At 40.7% G+C, this 18386-nt stretch carries 9 protein-coding genes; 3 read left to right on the plus strand and 6 right to left on the minus strand.

Annotated features, from left to right (window positions below):
• Positions 1–465: 465 nt before the first annotated feature.
• Positions 466–2838, minus strand: a complete 2373-nt coding sequence (locus H6G26_RS02920) for a COR domain-containing protein (protein ID WP_190727845.1) — start codon at positions 2836–2838, stop codon at positions 466–468.
• Between the two features lie 488 nt (positions 2839–3326).
• Positions 3327–3956 (minus strand): DUF4126 domain-containing protein, encoded by a 630-nt coding sequence (locus tag H6G26_RS02925; RefSeq protein ID WP_190727846.1) that lies wholly within the window; start codon positions 3954–3956, stop codon positions 3327–3329.
• Positions 3957–4421: 465 nt separating this feature from the next.
• On the opposite strand from H6G26_RS02925, the gene metH reads away from it, so the two are divergent.
• Positions 4422–7949, plus strand: coding sequence for a methionine synthase (metH, locus tag H6G26_RS02930; protein ID WP_190727847.1), 3528 nt, complete (start codon positions 4422–4424; stop codon positions 7947–7949).
• Between the two features lie 125 nt (positions 7950–8074).
• Here the strand turns inward: metH and H6G26_RS02935 are convergent, their stop codons facing one another.
• The 4 genes from H6G26_RS02935 to hpsE (H6G26_RS02950) all read right to left on the minus strand — a co-directional run bounded on the left by H6G26_RS02935 (position 8075) and on the right by hpsE (H6G26_RS02950) (position 12128).
• Positions 8075–8965 carry a glycosyltransferase family A protein gene (locus H6G26_RS02935; protein ID WP_190727848.1) on the minus strand — a complete coding sequence of 297 codons (891 nt, stop codon included), beginning with the start codon at positions 8963–8965 and terminating at the stop codon, positions 8075–8077.
• Positions 8966–8977: 12 nt separating this feature from the next.
• Positions 8978–10108, minus strand: coding sequence for a glycosyltransferase family 4 protein (locus tag H6G26_RS02940; RefSeq protein ID WP_190727849.1), 1131 nt, complete (start codon positions 10106–10108; stop codon positions 8978–8980).
• A gap of 83 nt (positions 10109–10191) precedes the next feature.
• Positions 10192–11163 carry a hormogonium polysaccharide biosynthesis glycosyltransferase HpsE gene (gene hpsE, locus H6G26_RS02945; protein WP_190727850.1) on the minus strand — a complete coding sequence of 324 codons (972 nt, stop codon included), beginning with the start codon at positions 11161–11163 and terminating at the stop codon, positions 10192–10194.
• Entirely contained in the window at positions 11154–12128 is a 975-nt protein-coding gene (gene hpsE, locus H6G26_RS02950; protein WP_190727851.1) for a hormogonium polysaccharide biosynthesis glycosyltransferase HpsE, read from the minus strand. Before hpsE (H6G26_RS02950) ends, hpsE (H6G26_RS02945) begins: the two co-directional genes overlap by 10 nt.
• 781 nt (positions 12129–12909) lie before the next feature.
• On the opposite strand from hpsE (H6G26_RS02950), the gene hpsA reads away from it, so the two are divergent.
• Positions 12910–17418: a hormogonium polysaccharide biosynthesis protein HpsA gene (gene hpsA, locus H6G26_RS02955; protein WP_206757528.1), complete on the plus strand. Its 4509-nt coding sequence runs from the start codon at positions 12910–12912 to the stop codon at positions 17416–17418.
• Positions 17419–17442: 24 nt separating this feature from the next.
• Positions 17443–18144, plus strand: a complete 702-nt coding sequence (locus H6G26_RS02960) for a type II secretion system GspH family protein (RefSeq protein ID WP_190727853.1) — start codon at positions 17443–17445, stop codon at positions 18142–18144.
• The last annotated feature ends 242 nt before the right edge of the window (positions 18145–18386 follow it).

An 18386-nucleotide genomic window follows, 5' to 3' on the forward strand; every position in this document is an offset into this window, starting at 1 on the left:
TAGCAGCATTTCGGATAATTGTTCATGTATAGGTTAGATGTAGCACATTGCAATGCTGATATTTAATTTTAAGTAGGCAGAAATACTACTATAAGTACAATTAGAAAAAGTATCTAGTATTTAATAAGCTACTCTTATGAATATTAAAAATATCCAATACAAAAAAAGGTACTGTTGAGTACAATTTTGTAGTGAACTTGAATATATAGCGGTTCTCAAAAAACTTCCAAAAAAAATACTCAACTACTTCTTGTGGGGTGGGCGTCTCTCCATTGGTGTCAAGTTAAGAAATAAAAGGATTGATCTGGGTAGAGGCAATATCTGTGAGTCGGCTTTGATATTCCAATTAGTTGGGTGCGATCGCTTTGAATGGTCAAATTATTTGAGTGCGTAGGCGTAGCCCGTCGTAGACATCGCAACCCTTAAAATAACATTCACTCATTCACGAGTATAAATCTAAAATACTTAGCGTTTATACTCTGCTGCGTGGTGTTCGCATAGCCACAGGTAATGTCCCTCTGGAGTCAAGACGTTCTTTAAGCCACCCCAGTGCTGCTGGGGATCTTCTTCTTCTAAAAGTTGACGCAAGGCACGCAAAGCAGCACCATCGGCGCGTTCTGGATCTAAATCTTCACCTCTAGCAATTTTGTCTGCTAATTCTAAATCTTCAGATTCTTTGAGTTCAGGTAATTTTGCTGCTAGTTCTTTAAATAGTTCTAAGTCATTTTTAAATAGCGTTTCATATTCTTTGGGGTCTACCACACCCAGCCAAGGGCCAATTATCGGTGCAGCATATTTTAAGACTTTGAATAAGTTACCAATATAAGGTGCAGTTACTCTCAACCATTTGGCAGGTTCATTTATTTCATATAAACCGCCTTCTTGGGTGGGATGCCAACAGCCTGGTGCTTGGCAATAGAGTTGTAAATCTAATTTCTGTCCAGTTAGATTCTTTTGCCAAGCTTTATCGCCACGGGGACGCAGAACAAAGACATTGGGACAACGAGAATCGATTTTTGCTTGTTCGCGGCGGAATGCATTGGTAAATTCCCGCTGCATAAATTCCCTGATATTGTTGAGTTGATCAAGAATTGCTTCCTGTCCACCAACAACTGTGTCAACAACTGTTTTTTCTAACTGGTCAATACGTGACAGCACTTTATCCTCTGTACGCCAATCCAATCCGAAAAGTAGAGATGACACTGCAACACTTTCAAAACTTTCCTGGCATTGCATATCTATAATTGGTGGATGTCTAGTAATAGCTTTCTCTAAATTTGCATAGTTGAAAAGGTGAATACATGCTTCCCCTCTGTGACCAGGACAGGGAATAAAACGTTGAATCTGCAATCCAGGAAACCTCGCCAGAGTTAGCTCAATACCATCTTTGAGCAATGCAAAGAAATTCTGGGGGTATGCTCCTCGGACTGTTAATTGCAAATAGCGATCGCTTTTAACAGCTTCCACTAATGCTAAATGTTCCTGCTCATAAGCAAATAAGACACCGTTACGCCAATGAATGCCAGTTGTGAAGCGGTGTTGACGCGCAATAAACCAAGTGGGAATACCGGCAGGAATGGTATTGAGTTGAAATTTCATCGAAATTTCGTTGCACTCGCCTGTTTGTTTAATTTGCTGCCATTTGTGTTCATAATTAGGCGGGTCGAAAGGCAAACGTTCCACAACCAGACTGAGATCCTGGCTTTCGGGAATGGGGTAGGAAAGGTCAAAACGCTCCATCAGGCGCAGGAAGTGGTCGCGCATATATCGCTCTAAGTCGTGCCATAGTCGATCCATTTCCTGACGGCTAAAAATACCACAACGCTTGATTACGTCTTCGCTTTCCAAAACTTTGCTGATATATTCAGTTACCCACTGGGGCTTGAGGATAACGATATCGTTAAGTTCTTCGTTGTCTTGGAAGTAGAGAATTTCGCCTAATTCATGCAGCCATCGCGCCAGCACTTCCTTGCTTATATCAGCAACTTGGAACTCAGCCATGATGTCCCACAATTGTTGCGGTGTGATTTGTTTTTTTGGCTGAGTGCGGATGGCATTGGCAGCATTTAGCCAGGTGGTAGGCCAGATTTCACCCATCAAGGGCAAATTAGCGGCTGATTCTGCGACTCTTTGCCGCAATTCTTCAATGCCATTGCTGCTTTTAGAGCTAATTTTACAATGTTCGATAATCTGGGGGTATTTGCGGCGTAACTCAGTTAGGGGAAGATCGGCATCTCGCTCATCGATGTGGGTGGCGACGAGTAAAATCGGAGATTCCGGGGCTAAGGCTTTGATAGTATCTAGCCAGTAGTAGAGTTTACCTTGCTCAAATCCCAGTCGGGCATTCCAGGCGAGTAAAAATAGAGAGCGGTTTGTGAGGAAGAATTGATGGGTAGCGTGATAGATTTCCTGTCCCCCAAAGTCCCAGGTGTTCAGCTGCATGGTGACAGCTTGCGTGGGATGGGTTAATTCCAGGGATTTAATTTCAATACCGTGGGTGGTGGATTCCTGGGTGTCGAACTCTTCACCGCGCAATGCTCTTAATAAGGATGTTTTACCCACACCTCCTTCACCGACGACTAGCAGTTTAGAAATCCACTGCCGTTGACTGCCCTCTAACCTTTCTCGCAGATATGTTAAAACCGCCTGTGTTCCCTGCTCGACAATTTCAGGTGGTGGCGAGGTTAATGGATTGTTAGAGAGGTATAGCGTTGTCAGGCTGGAGAGTTGGCTGATTTCTGGCGGCAGGCTGCTGAGTTGATTGTCATTGAGGTATAGCACCGTTGCCTTTTTCCTGGCAGCTTTTTCAATAACTTGTAACAGTTCTTCGTTTGTCACCTGCAAACCTCACCAACTTTGTAGCGATATTTACTAAGGTAGTATATCGCAACTAAGCATTAGAGACTGGATTAGTGTGTTCATGTGCATAAAAACGGCTGTAATGTTTAAATTAGCTGAGTGCGTAGGCGTAGCCCGTCGTAGACATCGCTAACCTCGCAACAACATTCACTTATTGACGAATATAAAAGGTTCATTCACGAATATAAAAGGTTCGTCGGCGAATATAAAAGGTTCATTCACGAATATAAAAGGCTCGTCGGCGAATATAAAAGGTTCATTCACGAATATAAAAGGTTCGTCGGCGAATATAAAAGGTTCATTCACGAATATAAAAGGTTCGTCGGCGAATGTAAAAGGTTCATTTACGGAGTTCAAAGGGTGCGCTACGCTTTCGCGCTAACACACCCGAAGACTGCGATCGCTTTATAATAGCGATGTCTACGACAGGCTACGCCTACGCAGTTCTAAAACAAATCCATAAGTACTTATCCCAATTCTCTTGATGGAGAAACGGTTTCGTTAGTTTGAGAAGATGGTTTACTCAAGAAGAAATTCCAGATTCTTTGAATAGCTATTATTAGAAAACCAATCACAATCACTCCTGCTACCACTGGGAAAGCTAGCGCCAGCACAGACAGTCCGATTGCGATGACCAACTCAATAGTTGACACAACTGGATTGGTTAATCCACCTGAAACGCCAGTAGAACTTATCCGCAATATATTTGTTAATCCCTGAGTTAATCCTGCGGTTCCACCACCAGCAACTAAAGCTAACGTCCATTGCGCCAGTGGATTCATCTCTGGAGCAACAGATGCTGTGACGATTGTCCCGGCGATAAATGCCGCAGGTGTGGCAACAATATCCAGCAGATGATCCAACCAAGGAATGTAATAACCGATAATTTCTAGCGAACAAGCCACTGCAAATACAATTACAGCTTGAGGGGTTTCCACCCAATCAAAGTTAGTCGGCAAATCTAAATGTCCAAAAACTGAAGCCACACTCAATGCTAGCAGTGGTACAAATACTCTGAAGCCAGCTGCCGCGCTCAAACTAATCCCTAGTAATAATTCAATAAATGTATTTAGATTAAACAAAGAAATTAAATCCATAGTAGGACTCAAGTAATACTCCTAGTATTTTTCCCATCTTTGAGCTGAACGGAGTGACAACTCTAAGTTGTGATTCCAAGATAAGAAACTTGACGGCAATATTTCATCTGACTATGTGTAGAATCAACGCCGTGTGCAACTTTACTCTCAGACCTAACCCCCAACCCCTTCCCTACTAGAGTTGGGGAGCAGGAATCAAAGCCTCTTGACCTTTCGGGGAGAGGTTATTAGTAGACTTTGGGACTTTTCAAACAACCTCTCAAGTTGGCCAGTTTGAGGTAGCACGCTGAAATATTGATTCTGTCGTCGCCAACCTTGAGAAATCAGGTCAACATGAGCCAATGATGAGTTTCAGCAAAACAGACTTTATTAAAAAAATGCCGAAAATATCATAATTTTGGAAAATAATAAAGTAAGTCGAGTATCAGAAAACTCACTTGATATCCTCATTTCTTCTAGGAAAAAATGACTCATCCTTTCCTTGAACGCCTGCGTAGTCCAGATAGCCCAGTCCTCGTCTTCGACGGGGCAATGGGAACCAACTTACAAACCCAAAACCTCACTGCTGAAGACTTCGGTGGCCCACAGTATGAAGGTTGTAACGAATACTTAGTCCACACCAAACCCGAAGCTGTGGCTAAGGTTCACCGCGACTTTCTCGCTGCTGGTGCTGATGTTATTGAAACGGATACCTTTGGCAGTACGTCTCTGGTGCTGGCAGAATATGACTTGGCAGACCAAGCCTACTACCTCAGCAAGGCAGCCGCAGAATTGGCGAAACGTGTAGCTGCGGAATTTTCCACGCCAGAAAAACCCCGGTTTGTGGCAGGTTCCATCGGCCCCACAACAAAACTTCCTACCTTGGGACATATTGACTTTGACACCATGAAAGCTACTTTTGCTGAACAAGCAGAGGCGCTGTGGGATGGTGGTGTCGATTTATTCCTGGTGGAAACTTGCCAGGATGTGCTGCAAATTAAGGCGGCGCTGAATGCCATTGAAGAGGTGTTTGCCAAAAAAGGCGATCGCCGGCCGTTGATGGTGTCTGTGACAATGGAAAGCATGGGCACAATGTTGGTTGGTTCAGAAATCAGTGCTGTGCTGACAATTTTGGAACCTTATCCAATTGATATTCTCGGTCTAAATTGCGCCACTGGCCCAGACTTGATGAAACCACATATTAAGTATCTGGCAGAACATTCACCTTTCATCGTTTCCTGTATACCCAACGCGGGTTTACCTGAGAACGTCGGCGGTCAAGCGCATTACCGCTTAACACCGTTGGAATTACGGATGTCATTGATGCATTTTGTTGAAGATTTGGGTGTCCAAGTGATTGGGGGTTGCTGTGGGACACGTCCAGAACACATTCAACAATTGGCAGAAGTAGCTAAAGGATTAAAGCCAAAAGTTAGGCATCCAAGTTTAGAACCAGCAGCAGCATCAATTTACACCACTCAGCCTTACGATCAAGATAATTCCTTCTTGATTGTTGGCGAACGTCTCAACGCCAGTGGTTCCAAGAAATGCCGTGATTTGCTAAATGCGGAAGATTGGGATGGACTCGTTTCAATGGCGAGGGCGCAAGTAAAAGAAGGCGCACACATCCTTGATGTCAACGTCGATTATGTGGGACGCGACGGCGTGCGGGATATGCACGAATTAGTTTCGCGCATTGTTAATAATGTGACATTGCCGTTAATGCTTGACTCCACCGAATGGGAAAAGATGGAGGCGGGTTTAAAGGTTGCCGGTGGTAAGTGTTTGCTGAACTCCACCAACTACGAAGACGGCGAACCGCGCTTTTTGAAGGTGCTGGATTTAGCGAAAAAATACGGTGCTGGTGTAGTCATTGGTACTATCGATGAAGATGGGATGGCGCGGACAGCAGACAAAAAGTTTGCGATCGCCCAACGCGCATACCGTCAAGCTGTAGAATACGGCATACCACCCACAGAAATATTCTTTGATACCCTAGCGTTACCCATTTCCACTGGGATTGAAGAAGACCGAGAAAACGGTAAAGCCACAATTGAATCCATCCGGCGCATTCGTCAAGAATTGCCTGGATGTCATGTGATTTTGGGTGTTTCCAATATTTCCTTTGGTTTGAATCCAGCCTCGCGGATGGTACTGAACTCGGTGTTTTTGCACGAAGCGACGACGGCGGGAATGGATGCAGCGATTGTTAGCGCTAACAAGATTTTACCGCTCTCGAAGATTGATGAACGCCATCAAGAAATCTGTCGTCAGTTGATTTATGATGAGCGGAAGTTTGAGGGTGATGTTTGCGTTTACGATCCCTTGGGAGAGCTTACCACAGCGTTTGCCGGAGTAACAACTAAGCGCGATCGCTCCTTAGATGAAAGTCTCCCCATCCCAGAACGTCTAAAACGCCACATCATCGACGGCGAACGGATTGGCTTAGAAGAACATCTGAAAAAAGCCTTAGAAGAACATCCCCCCTTGGAAATTATCAACACTTTCCTGCTAGATGGTATGAAAGTTGTCGGGGAATTATTCGGTTCTGGACAAATGCAGCTACCCTTCGTCTTGCAATCTGCGGAAACCATGAAAGCGGCGGTTGCGTTTCTAGAACCGTTCATGGAAAAATCAGAATCAGGTAACAATGCCAAGGGAACCTTTATCATTGCCACAGTTAAAGGTGATGTCCACGACATTGGTAAAAACTTGGTGGATATTATCTTATCCAACAACGGCTATAAAGTAATTAACCTGGGAATTAAGCAGCCGGTGGAAAATATCATCAACGCTTACGAACAGCACAAAGCTGATTGTATAGCCATGAGTGGTTTGTTGGTGAAATCCACCGCCTTCATGAAAGAAAACTTGGAGGTATTCAACGAAAAGGGAATTAGTGTCCCCGTAATTTTAGGCGGTGCGGCGCTGACTCCCAAGTTTGTCTATGAAGATTGCCAAAATACCTATAAAGGTAAAGTTGTTTATGGCAAAGATGCCTTTTCTGACTTGCACTTCATGGATAAATTAATGCCAGCAAAGGCTACTGGTAACTGGGAAGATTTGCAGGGATTTTTAAACGAAGTTGAAACTGCTGAAGTTTCGACTAATGGTCACAAAGAACCAAAAACTAAGACTGCTGAAGAAACGTCTGCTGAACCAAAAAAAGTTGATACAAGACGTTCCGAAGCTGTGGCTGTAGATATTGAACGTCCCACACCGCCTTTCTGGGGAACGAAGTTATTGCAGCCTAGTGATATTCCCATCGAGGAAATATTCTGGCACTTAGATTTACAAGCTTTAGTTGCTGGACAGTGGCAATTCCGCAAACCAAAAGAGCAATCTAAAGAAGAATATCAGGCTTTCTTGGCTGAGAAAGTGTACCCAATTTTAGAAACTTGGAAACAGCGGATTCTTGAAGAAAATCTGTTGCATCCCCAGGTGATTTATGGGTATTTCCCTTGTCAGTCTGAAGGGAATTCTCTACATATATATGACTCAGAGAACCAATCACAACAGGTTGCAACTTTTGAGTTTCCCAGACAGAAGTCTTTAAGACGGCTGTGCATAGCAGATTTCTTTGCATCAAAAGAATCGGGAATTATTGATGTCTTCCCAATGCAGGCCGTAACTGTAGGCGAGATTGCGACAGAGTTCGCCCAAAAGCTATTTTCTGCCAACCAATACACTGATTATCTGTATTTTCACGGTATGGCGGTACAGGTAGCGGAGGCTGTGGCTGAGTGGACACACGCCAGAATTCGCCGAGAGTTAGGCTTTACTGCTGAGGAACCCGACAATATTCGGGATATATTAGCACAACGCTATCGTGGTTCACGGTATAGCTTTGGGTATCCCGCTTGCCCAAATATCCAAGACCAATACAAGCAACTGGAGTTATTGCAGACTGACAGGATTAACTTGTACATGGATGAAAGTGAACAACTTTATCCAGAACAATCTACCACTGCAATTATTGCTTACCACCCACTAGCAAAATACTTTAGCGCGTAACCTTCCCCTTTTCCCCTTCTCCACAACGGAAAAGGGGAATTAAACAAGTCGTAAAAATGTAAAGTAAGAGTTAATTTTAACTCAGGTAAAAAAATGTAAAACTCGATAATATACAGCAAAATAAACTATGCAGTAGTCTTAACCAATTTTTTCCTCAAATGTTGGCTTATATACCTTGGTGAAATTATAAAGGCCTTCAGCAACATTTGTATTGCAAATAAAAATTTCTTCTTTTCAACCCATAGTATTCTTGCTAATCTCATAGCATTGTGACTTCTAGTTTCAATTTCGAAGTGCTTATAAGGCAGACTCAAATTATTAGCAAAAAATATATCCAATAGATCAAATGTCTCTTTTGCCCATAGTTTATAATCTCCTGTAAGATTACTAGAATGGGAATATTTAGTTACCAAATAGTAAGGAACGTGAACGGCATTACCTAAACAAAATAATCGTAAAAATAGCTCTTTATCTTGGCAAATTTTGAGGCTTTCATTAAAATAGCCTGCCTTATCTAAAGCTTTTTTACTTACTACTACAATTGATGCTGTCAATATAAAGTTTTCAGACAATAGATGATAAGTTAAATCGGGATATGCTAGCCAGGGCTGACAACTGAACTTTTCGATTTTCCCATCTAGCATTTGGTGGATACACCCACAGAAAACTATTACATTATCAGTGCTATTTTCAATATATTGAATTTGGGTTTCTAAATACTTAGGTAACCATTCGTCATCAGAATCCAAGAAAGCTATAAAGCTGCCTCTTGCAAGGTGAATACCCTCATTCCTTGCTCCACTAGCACCTGAATTTGTTGATAAACTAACGCAGCAAACGTCAGGATATTTTTCCGCAATAAAAGTTTTAGTTCCATCAGTTGAGGCATCATCAACTACAATTAATTCGTAATCAGTATATGTTTGATTCAAAACACTATTTATGGCTCTTTCTAAATAGTGTTTGCGATTATAAGTAGGGATGATTACTGAAATTTTTGGTTTATTTATTTGCATATTAATTAACCTTTATGTTTGATAATTTAATAGAATTTTTTCAATACCATCAACCATTTTGTCTACATTAAAATTATGTAATATATGTTTCCTACATTTCGTACTTAAGTGAGGATCTAAATTTTTCCATTTAAATACAGAATTCAAAGTATCTGCTAAATCTTGTACATTTCCCGGTTCACAGAGAAGGGCTTGAAACTCTCCTGTCAAGATTTCAGGTATTCCACCAGTACGACTAGCTACCACAGGAGTTCCACATGCCATTGATTCAATAATTGTTCTGCCAAATGGTTCAGAATGTAAACTAGTTAAAACTGTCACATCACTTATTTGATAAAGAGGAACAGGATTAGTTAGATGACTAAGAAATTTAACAGAGTTTGCTATGTCCAGTTCAGATACCAGATATTCTAGAGATTTTTTATATTCTTCTGTATGACATAATGGTTTACCAGCAATCAATAACTTGGCACTTTTGTGAGTTTTGAGGAATAAAGAAAAACCTCTAATTAGTGTTTCGAGTCCCTTTTCCTTATCTAATCTTCCAATGTAAGAGACAATTTCTACATCGTCAGAAATACCCCATTCCTTTTTAGTAATTGGTATATGGACTGATGGTTGGAATTTTTCAATATTAATTCCGTTGTATACAACGTCAATTTTATCTTCTTTAAAACCTTGCTTTATCCAATCTATTTTAGTCTGGCTAGAAACGGCAATTAAGTGTTTTGCACCGTGCATCCCAATACCCCACTGGAAACCAAGCTTTTTGATTTCTGGTGGCGGTAAGCGAAGATGGCAAACAAATGGTATATTCTTGGATACAGCTAATGTATAAGCAAAAAAACTATTATGGTATTGGTTACTATATACTACGCTATCTTTAAGGGTTTTTATTTTTCTTATATCTATAAAAAACTTGTGTAGTGAATCAATTATTTTTTTTCGTTCGATTCTAAAACCATTAATTTTTATTGTATTAGTACAAAAAAACTGATATTCCTTAAGTAAGTTGCCTTCTGTTACATAAACTAAAGTGATAGAGTGTCCACGTTTATATAGACCAAAGCAAACATCAAATAGGCTTAACTCTTGTCCACCGCGCAGGGAGCTTACTTCATTTTCCAAAACAATAATATGCATAAGAAGTCGTAAAATAAAATATACTCAAACAAACTTATTAGATTAGCTTAGTAATTGCTTTATAACATAGTTACCAATGGTAATCATTTTAAAGATGTTAATTTTTTTTGAAAAGCTATTTTACACAAATAGAAAGGACTGATAACAGTAGCAGTTAGTCTTTCCATTTCACAGGCCGCAACAATATCGCTTTTGAAGATTTTCCGATATAAAAGAAAATGCGATATTACTTTGCGTATATCGTTAATAAAATACAATAAAAAAGCAAAGGGTCTTTGCCAACTTTTAAGTAGCTTCATACGCAAGTAATAGCGAGCTAAACCAACCCCATACATCAGAGAAAATAAATAATTAGGTTCTAATCTCCAAGATGGGATAATGTGAGCTATTACCATTTTTGGGTTATACCAAATCTTCCACCCAGCTTGATGAATATATAGTAAAGATTCAGCATCTTCACTCCCTAACATAGATGAACCGACTCTACCAACTAAAAAAAGGCGAATAGGAACATTATCTCTCCAGACATTTCTGCGTACAACCAATCCAGCCGAAGGAGGAAAGCCTTGCTTGCCAGGTTCGTATATATGAGGATTTTTACCCCTTTCAGTAATCGCAAGATAAAATAAAATTGGTTTTAAATGCTCTGGCGGTTTTACTTCAAAATTACCATGAATTTGGCTAGCCCATGCTCCTGCTTGAGGATACTCTTGTGCAAATTTATAAGCTTCCATGATCCAATTATCTTCAGGTAAATTATCATCATCTAAAAAACCGACAATTTCCCCTCTTGCTTCCAAAATGCCTTTCGCTCTTGCAAATGCTGCCCCTTGTTCAGCTTCAAAAATATATTTCAAGGCAAATGGATGACACCAGCTTTCTTGGTAGTTGCGAACAACCTTGGCTGTACCATCTGTACTATTATTATCAACAACAATAATTTCCCAATTAAGATTTTCTACTCCTATCTGATGAAGCAGTTTATCTAAGACTATGGGTAAACGAACCTCGCCATTATAGGTTGGAATAACTACTGTTAAGTCGATTAAATCCATTTTGAATTCTGGTTTAAATATCGGTTTTTCCACAAGTAAATAGGGCTGAACAGACTACTTAATATTAGTTGCATCTCACAAGCTGCTACTAGGTCAGTCTTAACTTGGGTGCGATATTTAAGCAGGTGAACAATAATTTTACGTATGTCATTGGTCATATAAGCAATTATCGCCAACGGTATAAGCCAAGGCTTAATACTGATCATGCGAGTGACATGGCGGCTGAGTCCAATTCCACGAAAAAATGGAATTAAGTAGTCTTTTTGTAAGCGCCAACTAGGTATTTTATGATTCACTTCCATTGTAGGGGTATACCAAATTTCCCAGCCTGCTTTTTGGATATATGATAATACTTCTAAATCTTCACTGGTCAACATATTCCCTGTTACCCTTCCTGTTAGGACACAATCTATAGGAACACTCTTTAGCCAAGCTTGTTTACGTACAACAAGTCCAGCTGAAGGGGGCAGCAATTTTTTGCGCGGTTCATACAAAAGAGGCTGTGAGCCACGTTCTGTAATTGCTAAAAATGGAGCTATTCGATGAAAATTTTCTGGTGGTTTTACCTCGAAACTAGGGTGAATTTGACTACCATAGGCACCAGCTTTCGGGTACTCTTGTGCAAAAGCATAAGCTGCTGCAACCCAATCTAATGCTGGCAAGTTGTCGTCATCAAGAAAGCCAATCAGTTCAGCATGACTTTCACGAATAGCCCGTTTCCTCGCGAAGGCTGCACCTTGTTGTGGTTCAAAGTAATAAATGAGCGGATTAGTAATTGACCAATTTGCTTGATATTCTTGAACAATCTTGCTGGTGTTATCTGTACTGTTGTTATCGATGACAATAACTTCCCAGCGAAGATATGGGATGTTAACTTGGGTTCGCAACAGTTCCAAAACTTCAGGCAAACGCTTTTCGCCATTGTAGGTACAAATGGCTACAGTAAAATCAGTTAATGTAGTCATGTTCAGCAATCTCGTGCAAATCTGGGTTAACAGCAACAGCATTCTAGCAACAAGGCGTCAGTGTATTGACTTAAGTTTTTTCTATTTGTGAGTTTCTGCTTTGGATAATGGAATGGTTTATAAAGCGGGCTGCTTGAGGAACAAGTAAAGATAAAGTTTTGACCCTCAAATTTATATTACCCAGATAATTGCAAGAATTAACGCTTTGCCTTATCTCATGCCACATTCACAAGGGCTGCCAGTATAATCATGCAGGAAAATACTTAAACCATTAATTTTGCTAAAAGTCAAGTATTGCTGATGAATTCATGCTTTAAATTTTTGTTACATAGGCAAATAATGGTAAGCGCTTACTTTATCACTGCCTGTTCAGTTTCTGTAAAATATTCAATTATATCTGAAGATGCTATGTTTGATAAATGTGAACTAACTGACACACAGGTAAATAAAGGCTTTGCAGTTCGTTTTCCACTCCGCCGCCGCACTAAGCACCTTCATTAAAGCCTGAGTTTTTTACTAATCGTGTAAACATCCTTTTGAGGAATTTAGGACGCATTTATAATGCACTCTAAAGATGTATAAAAATTTTATATATTTTTTGTAATTGACGTTGATAGTTTTTGCAAACTAAGTGGGTAACCTTAGCTTATCAGTATGGATTGGGTAAAGCCCAATGCCATTACTGAAATAAAATTTCATCGTAAAAGTACAGGTCTTTGTCCAAGACTTTTCAGTTAAAGCTAGATCCCCCACCTTTGTTAATAAGAAGGGTTGGGGAGATATGCAAGAGTTTAACTCTATTAACCGAGATGTGTTGGGTCTTTGGCCAAACTTCTTTGGTTTTAAGAATGCACCTATGACTAAGCGCAAATACATCAGAGCATTTATCCGCTTTCTGCGGCAAGTTATTAAATTACAAAAAGCTTTAAAAATATCAGCTATTCGTTGGTTAGCGCGTGTTTTACGTGTGAATTTCCAGCGACACCAAGGTGGGTTTGTGCTGCCAACAACCGTTATGCTGTTGTTGATCGTAACTTTGGTAGTCACAGCTATAATCTTTCGCACTTTCAACCGTACCAGTCAGGTTATTAGCGAACGTGAACAACAGGTTATTTACAATGCAGCCACACCAGCCGTAGACAGAGCTAAATCAAAATTAGAGTACCTTTTTAGGCAAGATCCTCGTTTGCCGGCTGGTGTAGTATCAGATGGTACTATAGAAACCCTTCTTAACGCACCAGCCAGTGGAAATGATATTTATACATTCCCTGGTGAGACACGCCTCTCAAATTTTAATGATTCTAGCACTCCTGCTAAACCTGGTGTGGGATGGTACTTTACCGAAGATAATAAAACTATCGCCTATTCAATTATTTTTAAGAAGCAAGTAACCAACGCAGCTGGTACTACTACTTTGGCTGAGGTAAAAAATGCTGCGGCTACGAAAGCACCTTATCTTGTTGTTCGCAACGGTCCAATCAACACCAGCCAATCTACTGCACAGAATTGTGGTGGTGCAGTTCAATTAGCAGCTAATGAAAAAGATTGGGAACCGATTAATTCTGCAACTTTAGCTAAAACTTTTCAAGTTAACGCTTTTGTTGTTGACAAAGCAAGTAGTCCAGGTAGATCTGTAACTACACTAGAGTTACAACAAGATAGACAAGTCGATAAAGGTAATAAATGGGGAGCTTACTTCCGCTATGACCTCGAAGTAGCTCAAAGTCCTACATTTCGTTGGAATGGAGCAATGCATAGTGATGCAAATATGTTCTTTGGTCCGTACGGTAATCCTTTTAAGTCTTACCTAATTAGCTCTACTTCTTCCTGTGTAAATACTTCAGCTAGTGATTCTAAAGTCACAGTTAGTAGTTATAGGGATATATCAGGAACAACAACTTTTCAAGGTCAGATAGTTGCAGGTAGATTAGATAAATCAGTCGCTAGTAATGCCCAGCAGTTTGGGGGTTCGTCAACATTTGACTTATTTAATGGTAATGGAAATGCTCCAACCCAAAATCAAGCATTCGGTTCCAGTGATTCTGCAACGCATAACTCTAACGCAGTGGATTCCGTTAATGGAAATGCGACACCTGCTCAAATGGCCGTTGATCCAGTAGCTCTATTGACGGAAGAGGTATTTAAATCTAGGGCTACTGATTTAACAAATACAACTTACAGAAATACTACTTGGAAAGACAGTTCTCTAGTACTAAAGAAAAGAGTTTTTAATGAAGAAACTACTCCGCCTTATCTAGATGATACCTATCGGGCTGATAACCTTTATGGGCCGAACCCTACTTATGATGGTAAGCCTATTAGTGTAAGTGCAATCAAAATACCTGTTGCGAATAAGGTAGGTGATGCAATTACTATAAGTAATGCAGGAAGTAATTACGATGCTCTCACCAGAAATGCTCCCCCAGATGTAAAAAACCCTGAAGCTTTAGGTTTAGATGGCTATTGGGAAAGACGCGCAGTAACAGGGGGTTTACGAGTTGTTGTGGGACAAAGGCTGGAATTAATAAAAAATGAACTGCCTACAAGCTCAGTTACACCTACTGGAATGGGGAGAAAGCATGAGTTTCTTCAACGTCGTACCCAAAAAGATAATTTGGCTGCGGTGCAAGCTACTGCTGTTTATCACTACAAAACTGGGGGTGGATTGACTCCTTTAGCTTGTTTAGCAACTACGGTTCACCCAGGAACGGCAGAAACCCTGAAGCGCAGTTCGACTTTTGAAAAGATTAAGTATAAACGCAGGGTAAACACGACTGATCCAATTACAGGAGTTGTAACCACAAACTTAATAGACGATACCCCTATTTTTACTGACTTTTTCTCAGGCAGAGGTACTAATGGTTGGGAGTTTAGTTTTCCATCTGCTGATCCTGATGGCCCTGTTCTAGGGAAAGCGCTACGAAATCTGGCATATTTGGGCGGAGATCCTTACGGCGCTTTCCCACCCAGGCAGGATTCTGCATCATCACAGGCAGTAACTGGACAAACAGTTACCCACCCATATCCACAAATGACGACAACTTTTGGGGATTTTTCTAATCTGCGGCGGGCGCTTGCTGTTCCCAGTGGTTCAAGAACTATTGCAGATAAATCTTATATAGATACAGCAAGTTGTATGTTAGGGATGTTAGCCTACAACATGAGCTTTGTCACTCAATATAATTACAACGATAACTGGGACACTACGGATTCAACGACGAAGTTGTTGGACGATCTAGATGAAGCTATCAAAGGTGGTGGTTTTCCAGGTAATAACACCGCCCAGGTAATCAAAATGTTGGAAGATAAGCAGAATGATCCAACTCTTAGTGCCGCAGACAAAGCCAAATATGTTGAATATGTGAGATTGGCAAAGCTAGTTGTCCTTAAGGAACAGACAAAACGCGATCGCGTTTCTACTACGGGAGGAAGTGCTTGTACAAATAGTACATTTGTTACTAGCTCTGGAAGCTCTGGTGGTGGTTCGGTAAATCAACAAAACGGACTACAAAAGCTGTGTCCTTCTGGCTCCAAATACCCAGTTTTATATTATCTCTTCCCATTGGAGACTCATAATGAAGAAGCAGATAAATTAGATCGTAGTAGTAACGCGTACATCACCGCAGTTAATCCAGATATATCTACGCCTAACCGCTATCAAGTTGTGACTGATGATGACTTACAAACCATTGCCACACAACCAAAGACAGCATCAACTTGGGTCACTCCCCAAACTAATGTTACTAGTAGTGTTGGTACTGGCAGTAACTTACCCAATAACAACACCACAAATTTCAACAACCTAATTAAGTTTGTTGATTCAACAAGTGGTACACCTACTACGACATACTATAAAGTCGCCTTTAAAGATTCTGCCCTGTTTAACGGTCGGGAGATGATGAGTGTGCGGGTATTAGATGTTGATCTCAACCTGCTGCGAAATACAGATGCTCCAGCTGGTGATAAATTGCTACCAATAAACGATAACACCGCCACTAATCCTAATGCGCCCCCCCCCAATGGTATATTCTACGCCTTTCGAGAAGATGCAGTAAGGGAAGATGCGATCGCTAGACCAGTAGGAACCGCCATGAATGCTGTTCCTGGTTCTGAGAGTGACCCACCTTTAAATACTGTTAATGGCATGAGTATCAAACCTGTAGACTTTCTTCCAGATCCAGACCGTCGTCCTTATGGGTTCCGGTTAAAAAATGGCTCTAGCTTAAATAGAGGGGATAGCACTGCTGGTATGTCATTTGTTTCTAATAACTCTGTTTATATCCAGGGAGACTTTAATCTCCACAGCACTGATGGTACTACTGCTAATTTATTGGAAGAGTTCAGAGGTGATAACAACCAGGGTAAGCTTGCCGAAGATTGGGGTAATTTTTATGATAGAAGCACAAAGGATGATAGATTTGCCCAACCAACATCAGATACTTGGCGGCCTACAGAAGTACTGGGCGATGATATCAATATTCTGTCCAACCAATTCTGTGCAGGCAGTATAGAAGATGGGATTATCTATGCTGGAACTAATCCTTCAGACTCAATTTTAAGTAAGTATGGTTGCGCTACATCTGCTAGATACACCTCTTACCTCAACCAAAATCGTCCTAGGGTAGCATTATCGGGCTTAACTCCTAGTGGAACATCTTGGGATCGAGAAGATTCCTCTGACAGCACATCTCCAATTCAAATTTCTGCGAATGGTAAACCTAAGTATGATGGAGGAAAGGAATACGAACTTAAAACCATCGACGGCAATGACAGTTACCTAAAATTCTCTCAGGTAGATCCTACTGGTTGCCCCGATAACAGAAAATGTCTTGGTATTGCTAATCAAACTAGGGTAAATGCGATTATCGTTCAAAGTATCATTCCCTCTAGAGCAGGTCAGTCCTATGGAGGCTTTCATACGTTCCCGCGTATGCTGGAAAACTGGCAAGACACCGTGAAGCTGTTCATGTCGGGAGCTTTTATCCAATTAAGATTCAGCAATCAAGGTACAGGAGTGTTTGATCAAGAAGCGTGGGAACCTGGTGATGCAACTACTGCTACTGCTGAAGAGACTAAATACTTTAAACCACCAACCCGTTTATGGGGTTATGATGTTGCCTTGCAATATCAAACAGCCGGTCCAGTATCTCGACGCTTTGTGACACCCGGCACTAACCGTAGTGAAGTTTATAGCGAGTTATCTGTAGAAGACCCCTACATTAAAAAATTACGCTGTGCCAGAATCAATGCGAACGGAGCTTATATTGATCCTGCGGCTTCTTGTTCTTAAAGCTTCCAATTGGAGGAGATTAATATGCTACCAATTAACAGCTACTCACACCTCTCAAGACAACTCAAAACTTATCTTGAGTTAAAAAAAATAGTTGCCAAGCTACATCCAGAACAAGGATTCACAATTATAGAATCCTTGATGGCGATAATAGTAATTACAGTCACTCTTGTAGCAATTACTCCTCCAATTTTTTTGGTAGTAGCTACTCGTGTTCAAAATCAAAAATCTGAACAAGTAAGACAATTCGCTCAACTCGAAATTGATAAGGTAAGGTTGCTGGCAGAAAAAGGAATCTATGCTAATACTGACTTACCTCCTTCTGCATCTGCGACAGCTAATGTAGAAACAGTGGATGCACCGACGAGTTTTAGTAGTAGTACCTGTACTACTTTCACAGCAGATGTTGCTTGTCCTGTCTACACAGATAACATTAGTCAGCCTAGTTTTTACGTACAAAAATTCCGCACCAAAGAAATTAGTAATGGAACTCAAATAGTAGCTTTTCAAATGGGGGTGAGAGTGTATTCATCCTTATCTAAAGACGAGTCAGGACTCCAAAAAACCCAAGCATCTCTGAAATTCACGACAGGGACTGGAAACCAGCGAAAGTTTCCTTTAGCTGTGATGTACACGGCTGTGGCTCGCAGCGACCTTAGAGATTCACTAACTCAATATAAAAGGTTTTTGTGTCTAAAACTCCCTAAACCGTCCTCTTGTCCTTAGATAATTGAAACACTTTATTAGAGGATGTTTGTTTTGTAATGTTCTGATGTCATATTTTGCTATTTTAATCAGTCTGAAAATCTATGAACACAAAACACCTGAGATTGCTACTAAATTGCTACTGGGCTTATTCTAAAAAAAACCAAACATCAGGGTTTACGCTGATAGAGCTTTTAGTCGCTCTAATCATAAGTACTGTGATTATCTTAGCTTTGTTATCACTGGTTGTAGATATCTTACAA

It is taken from the genome of Nostoc sp. FACHB-888 (genome assembly GCF_014696655.1).
In the GTDB taxonomy this organism is placed as follows: domain Bacteria; phylum Cyanobacteriota; class Cyanobacteriia; order Cyanobacteriales; family Nostocaceae; genus Nostoc.